Genomic DNA, 9534 nt, shown 5'->3' with positions numbered 1-9534 from the left:
GGTTAATAGAAGGGGGGATTGTATTGAAAAGAACACCTGAATTCGTATTAGGTTTAATTGGTGGTATTTTGGGAATTATAATTTCTATTATTTTAATAATTGTAGCCATTAATGTTATGGAAGGTTTTGATTACAAACTTTTGGCTTATTATTCTATTATTTTAACGGTTCAAATAGGGCTATTCATTTTATCATGTTTAGTAAACAAGGTTAATAATAAAGTTTATGGAGTTTGTATGATTGTGATTCCTATAGTTATGTTATTTATGTCATTATTCTTTTTACTTATTCCGACAATATTACAAATTATGTCTGGTTCATTTGCATTTAGAACATTAAAGTTAGACTCTAATTGATGAATATAGCTTAAGTGTAATTTTTAGAGTCTGTATATTCAGTAAATTAGATGTTTTCGTGTGCAGTTCAAATTAACATAAGGTACAAAGTTGTATGCATTAGGAGGAGAAACAAATGATTATTTGGTCAGGTTGGGGTTTTTTAGTCGCAATTATTGTAATTATTAATACTCTTTTGGGTAAGGTTTTCTTTGAATCTATAACGGGAGACGCTACATATTTTCAAGAACATAGTTGGCCAATGGCAGTAATGTTTATTATATCAGGGCTTATGTCTTGGTATTTAGGAAAATATATTAATAAACCAAGTGGGAAAATTTATATAGATGCCGAAACTGGTGAAAAAGTGATGTTTAACAAAAGGCACTCACTATTTTTTATAAAAATGGAATATTGGGGACCGATTCTAGGAGTTATTGCGATTATAACTTTAATTACAAGATAAAAATAAAGGATGAGTATAGTACGAATAATCTATTCAAGCAAAAGGAGAATTCATTCATGAACGCAAAGAAACTACTAGGGGTAGCAGTTCCAGTCATGTTGTTATTTGGTTGTGGAGTTTCTGAGAAAACGAACACTTCTAAACAGGAGAAAACAGAAGAGTCTAAAGTAAAAGAATCGAAGTCTAAGATTCAGAAGGAAAAAGTTTCGAAGGAAGACTATCCTAATAAAGTATATAAATTAGGGATAGAGTTTGATAAGTTGTTTGCCGAGCATAATAAAATAACAAGAGAGGTTTTTGACGGTAAGAAAAAGAAATCAGACCTAGTAGATAGTGTGAAAGAATTGAATGAAATGTTAGATAAATTTGAGTCGATAGATCCGCCGAAAGAGTATGTAAATCAACAAAAGGATTTTGAAAAAGCAATTAGTTATTTTAGAGAGTCTTTTTCTTTAATAAATGAAGTATTCACCCGAAAAGAAAAAAGAGAAAAAGGTGATAAGACTGATAAAGAGTTAATCGAGAAATCCGAAAAGCTAGTGAAAGAAGGAGATATTTACTGGCTTAAAGCATTCAAAGATCTTGAAGGGGATATTAAAGTCGGTGACGGTACAGTATCTATGAAAGATTTGAAAGAGTTAGATAAGAAAGCTGGAATTAACACGGATAACGTTATGAAGAATGTGAAAGATGGTACGGAGTTAATCGGTAACTGGGGATTCCAAGGAACAGACGGTTTCAATATGTCACTCATTCTAAAAGGTGATAAGACATTTGAAACATATGGTAAAGGTGAGTATCCAAATAAAAAGAATTATATTGAAGGAACTTGGGAGTATGATAAGGAAGCTTTTACAATCTATTTACATCTCAATAAACGTTTAGTAGACGGTGTAGAAGATACAATTCAAAAAAAGAAAATAACATATAAAGTTCAAGATTATGATGGGAAAAACTTGCGATTATTTAATGAGACGTCATTCAATACAATTAAGTATGTGAAGCAAAGTTAAAGTTATGTAGGGACTAGGTTTAAATGGCATAGTCCTTAATTAAAGTGTGAGTATGTAAATAATAGGTTATCTTTGGTTCTGTCTACTTAGTATCATGTTATTGTTTAATAAGGTAATAAATGAAATTTAAACTTAAGCATGTGAGGTTGGTTATAAGTGATAAAGAAATTGACTAGAGTAGTATTAACGGCGGTTATGCCAATATGTATTATTACGGGTTGTGGAACTGCTGAAAAAACTGAAGCAAAAGAGCCGAAAGCGGTACAAGCGGAGAAAAAGGATTATACGGATTACTCATATGGTAGCAAAGGTATATTAGTAAGCGGAAAAGCGAAAGAACGTCTACAATACGAGGTTGGGTATATGGATGATAACAAGTTAATTGGGATCGATGAAAATATTGAGGACTGTATTATTTTAGATAATAAAGATGAAGCAGGTTACATTTGGAAACAAATAGAGCGCGGATCTATTATTGAAGTGCAATATGGTAAGGACCGCAAAGACATCGTAGGGGTACAATTAGTAGGAGATCGTAAGCCATACGAAATTAGTGATAAGTTTGATCGAAATACGATAAATGAGATTGTCGGACAAGTTAAAGGTAATTTGTAATAGATGTATTTCGCTAGTATATGATCTATTATCATGAAATGGCGAATCACATACATAAAAGTTTGGAATCAACGGCATTTTTTATATGAAAATGCCGTTGATTTATTTTAAAAAGTAAAGGGTATTCTATAGTCTTGTAGAAAAACACATATTAAAAAATATACTTATGAATTAGTCTTCTTTTAGTTGTGACGATCGCCGTAAGGTCATTGCCCAAAATAAAAGAGCACAAGCACTAACGGATGCACCTAATATACAAACTCCGTTCCATCCGTAGCTTGCATAAATGTTTGTGGAAAGAATTGCACCTGTTGCACTGCCGATAGAATAAAAAATCATGTAACTGGCAGTGAGGCGACTTCTCGCTTCTGGACGCACTGTGAAAAGCATACTTTGATTGGTGACATGTACAGCTTGCACAGCTAAATCTAAAAGGATAACACCGATAACTAGTAGGAATAGAGAATGGTTCATTAATTTAATGAGGAGCCATGAAAGTAATAATAAGGATAAGGCTATGCCAGTAGTTCTTTCTCCAAATCCGCGATCAGCAAGTTGTCCGGCTTTAGTGGCAGCTAATGCACCAGCAACTCCAGCAAGGCCGAATGCTCCGATAGCTGTATGTGATAGATTATATGGTGCAGCACTTAGAGGTAAAACTAATGAAGTCCATAAAATACTGAATGAAGTGAAAATGAGCAATGCTAATATTCCGCGAATGCGTAAGATCCTTTCTTCTACAAATAATAAGAGAACAGAATGTAATAATTTACGATAGGTCATAGTTGTTTTTTTATGTTCAAGATTAGGTAAATTACGATATAACAAACCAATTACGAAGAGCATAAGTACAGCAGAGGTAAGATAAACGGAACGCCATCCCGCTAGATCTGTTAATGTTCCGGCGAATGTACGTGCAAGTAGAATTCCTATTACGACACCACTCGTGACGAAACCTACTATTCGCCCACGGTCTTCTGGGTTAGCTAAAATGGATGCGTATGCGACGAGTGTCTGCGTAACAGTCGCAAGAATTCCGACTAAGGCCATACCTATAAAAAGTACGGTACTTGAAGGAGCGACTCCGACCACAATTAAAGCGAAAACGGATAAAAGCATTTGAACAATAATAAGTCTTTTTTGGCTTAACAAATCACCAAGTGGAACTAATAAAAGTAATCCGAGTGCATAACAAACTTGAGTAATCGTAATAACGACACCAATAGTTGAATGGTTGATCTTAAACTCATTTGATAAAGAATCAAGTAGAGGATGGGCGAAGTATATATTCGCCACAGCCATCCCGCAAGCTATTGAAAATAATAGAGTTATATAGCGGGGCATGATTGTATTGATAGGTAATTGGAACTGATCATTATTCTGAGTAAGAGCAGTTGTTGTTTTTTCTTTAGTATTCATAATATCATCTCCTTTTGTTTTTTTGAAAAATAACGTACCGAACGGTATATTATTTCGTAAGTAAAATATAAACAGGGAGAAGTTACTATGTCAAGTAAATTGTAAAGTAATTTCAGTTTCTTTTGACATATCATTTATAATTTTATACGATATATAATATACTGATTAGTACATAAAATCGTGATTTGTAATTTAGAAAACAGATGAAGAAAGAGGAGGGGTTAAATGGCTCGACTACGTGAATTTGATAAAGAAAAAGCTTTAGATGCTGCTATGCAACTTTTTTGGGAGAAAGGATACGCTGCTACTTCATTAAGTGATCTAACTGCTAAAATGGAAATACAAAGACCGAGTTTATATGCAGCCTTTGGTGATAAAGAAGGGCTGTTTGAAGCTGCATTACGGAGATACACGAATTTACACGCAGCTAGCATTCGAACAAAACTTCAAAAAGAACAATCTGTCAAAGAATCAATTCGTATGTTTTTTGAAAATATGGTGGAAGAGGAATATAAAAGAGAATCAAATAAAGGCTGTTTTTGTATTAACACAATGGTTGAGATTGCCCCTCATAATGAAAAATTTGAAGTGTTGACTAGAGAACATCAAATGTATCTTTCAGTTATATTTCAAGAATTAATCGCCAAAGGTATTCAGTCTGGAGAACTGCAAAGTGATGTGAATGCTAAAGCATTGGCACAAACGCTAGTCACTTCATTAATTGGATTAACAGTGTTAATGAAATCTCGCCCAGAACGTTCAGTTATAGATAATTCGGTATGTATCATATTATCGTTACTAAAATAAATGTAACAGAATTGTATTTCAATCAACTATGTCGATTATAGACACTTTTATTTATAAACTTTCAACCTTAAAGCACTGAATTGTCTACGAAGGCAACAAGTGCTTTTTGTTTTCGGGTAAATATGAGCAGGTGAATCATAATGGCTGTCTGCAATGTATGAAGATTGTTGGAGACATTTGTAATTAGACATCAGATAAGAGGGGAATGCAAACACTATATAACCCCCTTCAAAGCCCCTTATAAGCACCTACCAAGTAATAAATCACTAAGAAAAAGAAAAAACAAAAACAAAAACAACTACAAGAACAAAAAAGCGCGAAAAAATAAAACCGGTGTAGTAGTAGTAAAAAAATTTGAAATTCGAATGCCAAAACCGTTACCTCATTCTTATATTTATATTGAAGGATTGGAATTTTCCTATTTGCTAGCAAAGAGTGGAGGGAAACTGATGGCGGTGTACCGTAATGTGCAGGTGAACTTTTGGCAAGATGAATTCATATTAGATTTAACGCCAGAAGAGCGTTATTTTTACATATATTTGTTAACTGGTACGAAAACGAAGCAATGTGGTATTTACATATTCCCAAAGCGTTTGGCAGAGCTTGAAACTGGTTACAGTATGGAGACTGTTGAGAAGTTATTGAACCGGTTTGTGGAATACGGGAAGATTTTATATGATGCGGAAACGAAAGAGTTATTCATAATAAATTGGCTACATTATAACCCTATTTTAAATACGAATGTAGAGAAGTGTGTGTTACGTGAGTTAAAGACTGTGAAAAGTAACGAGTTCATACATATGTTTTTACGTAAATGTCTTGAAGAAGAATACAAGATTCCATTATTACTACAGTATTTTGGTATGCCGAAAGAAGAGGGTTCACAAGCAGTTATTGAAGAGAAAGAAGATATGAAAGAGGTAGAAACGGTAGAAGAGGCTACTTCGCATAGTAAAGTTTATAAGTTTTACGAACAAAATATAAGTAGTCTATCTCCATATATCGTGAAGGAATTGAAGGAGTGGATACAAAAAGTTTCAGGAGAGACAGTACTAGAGGCGCTTAAAATCGCGTTTGAAAATAATAAGGGAACACTTGCTTATGTAAATGGGATTTTGAGGAATTGGTGTAAGAAAGGACGAGTAAGCTTCAGTAAAGGAAAGGAAATAGTGCGTAAGAGAGAAGTGTTCAGTTTGTATGATCCATAGCATGAGCAAGTAATGATTTCTTCTTTTCTAAAAGGTTCTTTCACAATAGAAGCGAATAGATTGAGAGAGGAGGGATTGTATGGAAGTCGTCGTAAAAAAGAAACGAAATAGGGGAAAAAGAATTTTTATTTGGTCTAGTGGTATCGTTCTTTTTTTGTTTATTTGCGCTATGATTTTTTTGAACATATATACGCTTAGTTCTATGCCAAAGATAGATGGAACGATAAAACTTGAGGATTTACAACACGCTGTTGCGGTGAAACGAGATAGTAAAGGTGTACCACATATTAAAGCGGAAAATGCGCATGATTTATATTTTTCGCAAGGATACGTACAAGCGCAAGATCGTTTGTTTCAAATGGATTTAAGTAGAAGACAAGCTTCTGGTATGTTAAGTGAAGTTGTAGGGGAAGCAGCTGTTGATAGAGATAAGTTGTTTCGAACGCTCGGTTTACGGCGAGCGGCAGAAGCATCTTTAAATCAATATGATGGGGAAGCGAAATATGCCCTGCAGTCATTTGCTGATGGGGTGAATGCTTTTATACGTGAGGCGAAGGCCGAAAAGAAATTGCCAGTGGAGTTTACTCTATTAGGTTATGAACCTGCTGAATGGTCAATGGTTGATTCTTTAACGATCGGAAAGTATATGGCGTTTGATTTAGGAGGACATTGGCATGGACAGGCATTTCGATATTGGGCGTTGAAAAATCTTCCGGAAAAGCAAGCAAATGAGCTATTTCCTACATATCCGAAAGATGCACCTAGATTGCTCGCTGAACTGAAAAATACAAATGTGAATGTAGCACAAAGTTTTTCAAAGACAGTAATTCCGCCGGAGTTTAACGGTAGTAATAACTGGGTGATAAGCGGTGAGAAGAGTGTGTCTGGTAAACCGATTTTAGCGGATGATCCTCATTTATCGCTTGCGACACCTTCTATATGGTATCAAACGAGACTTGACATGAAAGATTTACATGTGAGTGGCGTTATTTTTGCTGGAGTACCAGGTGTTATATTAGGGCACAATGACAAAATTGCATGGGGTGTTACGAATACTGGTCCTGATGTACAAGATTTATATATTGAAAAGAGAAATCCTAATAATGAAAATGAATTTTTGTATAACGATAAATGGGAAAAGGCTACGGTTGTTGATGAATCTATTAAAGTAAAAGGCGGGAAAACAATTCCGTATAACGTTACAATTACGAGGCACGGTCCAGTAATTTCAGAGTTTGCGGATAAGGGTAAGGAGAAAACGAAAACAGTATTCGCTTTGAAATGGACTGCTTTAGAGCCTTCAGCTGAATTAAAGGCAGTATTAAATATGAATAAAGCAAAAAACTGGAATGAGTTTGAAACAGCTCTTCAAGATTTTCACACACCGACTCAAAACTTTGTGTTTGCATCAAATGACGGCACAATTGCTTATAAAGCGAATGGAAATATACCAGTGCGTAAAAAAGGCGATGGTAGTTTGCCAGTTCCAGGATGGACAGATGAATATGAATGGGAAGGGTATATCCCATTTGATCAGCTTCCAAAAGTAATAAATCCAAAACAAGGGTTCATTTCAACTGCCAATAATAAAATTGTTGATGATAATTATCCGTACCATATTAGTAATACGTGGGCACAGCCATATAGGCAAATGCGCATTCAAGAGTTTTTACAAGAGAAGGAAAAATATACGGTGAAAGATTTACAAAAGTTACAGATGGATCAAAAGAATTTATACGGGAAAGAATTTGCTCCTATATTTTTAAAAGAGTTAAATAAAACAGATTTAAATGAAGTGGAGAAAGAAGGCGTCAAACAATTAACAAAGTGGAACTTTTACGATAGTAAAGATGAAGCGGCACCATTAATATTCCATTTGTTAATGAAAGAGATTTCGAATACGTTATTTTCAAAAGAAGTACCGAAAGATGTAATGGAGTTATTTGAAGGGAAACAACAAGTTGTCGATGAACTAATTCGTAAAGAAGTAAACGGTGAAAATAGTGCTTGGTTTACGAAGTACGGAGGCTTCACAGAAGTTGTGCATACATCGTACGAGAATGTAATGAAGAAATTACAGAAGGAGTATGGATCGAATGTAACAGAGTGGAAGTGGGGCGATTACCATCAACTTGCTTTTACACATCCAATTTCGAGATCATCTAGTATATTAGCACTACTCGCATTTAATCGTGAGAAACCAGTTCCAATTGGAGGAAGTCAAGTTACGGTTCAAGCAGCGAATTACGGAGATAATGGTATTGTAAATCACGGTGCTTCATGGAGATTTGTCATTGATACGAAAGATATGTCAAACGGTTATCATATAGTGGGGCCGGGACAGTCAGGACATTTTAGAAGCGATTGGTATCATGATCAAATAGATGATTGGGTGAATGGTGAGTATCATACGACTACTTTAAATACAGATGGAATTGAAGGGAAAGTATTAACTTTACAGCCGAAGTGATAGTATGTTCCTATTTGCAGATGGCCCAGCTTTATGAAGTAATAATCCTTCCGCTAATGAAGGTTTTACTTTATAAAAGAGACTCTTACTATTGTAAGAGTCTTTTTACTATGATAATGGATAAAATATCCTTTTTGTAGAAACGCGACAAATTTTGACAAAATATTGGACGGGGACTTGTTATAATATCTTTTGGAATATTATGTTTATTGAACTGAGGATGAAGTAGTGTGCAACAAGGGGAATTTCTTAATAGTTGCAGTGAAATCTAATAGGGGGATTTAATATGAGCATTAAAGTAATAAGGGCAACGGGTATGATGGGCGGAGCAACAAGAGTTGCTGTAAAGGTAGATAACGAAGTAGTAATGAAACTTGAGAATAACGAAGAATATACGCTTCCTTTTGAATTAGATGAAGCGAATATTAAAGTAAAACAATTCTTTTTTGGAAGTAAAGAAAAGAAAGTAAAGGATGGCGAAATAGTAGAAATTAAGATAAATAGTATCGCCATGCTATTACTGATGGTGTCAATGATGGCTGTTTTATTCGGTTCGTCAATTAGTATAAATATTGTTGTTTTTGGTGTAATAGGAGCATTAGTTACGTTAGTATACGGAGTGAATAACTGGTTTAGTTTAGAGGTTAAATAATTATTGTATATATATTTATTTCAGTTGATTTACTATACATGAGATGAAAATATTTTTAAGCGGGAAATGGGGAGGATCATTATGAAGAAAATGGTTGTAATATCTAGTTTGGCGCTAATAGTAGGTTTAACAACTGGTTGTAGCAGTGAAAAAATAAGTGGACCTAAAACAGTATCTGTAAAAAAAGAAAAAGAGTTAGTAGCGAAAGATATTTTTAAAAAAGCAGCTGACGGATTAAAACAAGAGGAATATCTTACATTGACATCTCTTATGTCAATGAAGGGGAGCAGTCAATCAGAAGAGATTAAAATGAAAATACAGATGGAGCCGAAACTGAAGAATTCTAGAGCTGAAATGAAAATAAGTGGTACAGATATTGTAACGTATGAAGTAGATGGAAAGGTCGCTGCTCAAGTGAAAAACCCTGATACAGGAGAGTTAGTTACGATACCTAATGATCAATTTAATGTAAATGATGTAATGGTCAGTAAAAATTTACTTAATGAGTTAGATTTACCGGAAGCTTTGGCTAAGAAAATGAAAGCAAAG

At 34.5% G+C, this 9534-nt stretch carries 9 protein-coding genes and 1 pseudogene; 9 read left to right on the top strand and 1 reads right to left on the bottom strand.

Annotated elements, in window-relative coordinates; all coding sequences use genetic code 11:
- Window positions 1–23: 23 nt before the first annotated feature.
- The 4 genes from V7038_RS26500 (at window position 24) to V7038_RS26485 (ending at window position 2429) form a co-directional block, all read left to right on the top strand.
- Window positions 24–356, top strand: a complete 333-nt coding sequence (locus V7038_RS26500) for a DUF4064 domain-containing protein (protein ID WP_002110738.1) — start codon at window positions 24–26, stop codon at window positions 354–356.
- Window positions 357–471: 115 nt separating this feature from the next.
- Window positions 472–801 (top strand): hypothetical protein, encoded by a 330-nt coding sequence (locus V7038_RS26495; RefSeq protein ID WP_002110737.1) that lies wholly within the window; start codon window positions 472–474, stop codon window positions 799–801.
- A 56-nt stretch (window positions 802–857) separates the two neighbouring features.
- A complete protein-coding gene (locus tag V7038_RS26490; RefSeq protein ID WP_002110736.1) occupies window positions 858–1814 on the top strand; it encodes a DUF3994 domain-containing protein in 957 nt (318 codons plus the stop codon).
- 156 nt (window positions 1815–1970) lie between these two features.
- Window positions 1971–2429 (top strand): hypothetical protein, encoded by a 459-nt coding sequence (locus V7038_RS26485; RefSeq protein ID WP_002110735.1) that lies wholly within the window; start codon window positions 1971–1973, stop codon window positions 2427–2429.
- A 171-nt stretch (window positions 2430–2600) separates the two neighbouring features.
- Here the strand turns inward: V7038_RS26485 and V7038_RS26480 are convergent, their stop codons facing one another.
- The gene (locus V7038_RS26480) at window positions 2601–3848 is read right to left on the bottom strand and encodes an MFS transporter (RefSeq protein ID WP_002110734.1); all 1248 of its coding nucleotides are present in this window, start codon (window positions 3846–3848) and stop codon (window positions 2601–2603) included.
- A 225-nt stretch (window positions 3849–4073) separates the two neighbouring features.
- On the opposite strand from V7038_RS26480, the gene V7038_RS26475 reads away from it, so the two are divergent.
- The 5 genes and pseudogenes from V7038_RS26475 to V7038_RS26455 all read left to right on the top strand — a co-directional run.
- On the top strand, window positions 4074–4655 hold the full coding sequence (locus V7038_RS26475; protein WP_002110733.1) for a TetR/AcrR family transcriptional regulator: 582 nt from the start codon (window positions 4074–4076) through the stop codon (window positions 4653–4655).
- 449 nt (window positions 4656–5104) lie between these two features.
- Window positions 5105–5863, top strand: coding sequence for a DnaD domain-containing protein (locus V7038_RS26470; RefSeq protein ID WP_335695878.1), 759 nt, complete (start codon window positions 5105–5107; stop codon window positions 5861–5863).
- A gap of 79 nt (window positions 5864–5942) precedes the next feature.
- Window positions 5943–8333 carry a penicillin acylase family protein gene (locus V7038_RS26465; RefSeq protein ID WP_335695877.1) on the top strand — a complete coding sequence of 797 codons (2391 nt, stop codon included), beginning with the start codon at window positions 5943–5945 and terminating at the stop codon, window positions 8331–8333.
- A 286-nt stretch (window positions 8334–8619) separates the two neighbouring features.
- Complete coding sequence (locus tag V7038_RS26460) at window positions 8620–8985, top strand: hypothetical protein (RefSeq protein WP_335695876.1); 366 nt, start codon at window positions 8620–8622, stop codon at window positions 8983–8985.
- An 81-nt stretch (window positions 8986–9066) separates the two neighbouring features.
- A pseudogene (locus tag V7038_RS26455) lies at window positions 9067–9534 on the top strand (hypothetical protein); the annotation flags it as partial.

It is taken from the genome of Bacillus sp. JJ783 (genome assembly GCF_036963225.1).
Taxonomy (GTDB): Bacteria; Bacillota; Bacilli; order Bacillales; family Bacillaceae_G; genus Bacillus_A; species Bacillus_A cereus_U.
The sequence above is the reverse complement of the archived record's forward strand: the minus strand, read 5'-3'. Positions and strand labels throughout refer to the sequence as shown.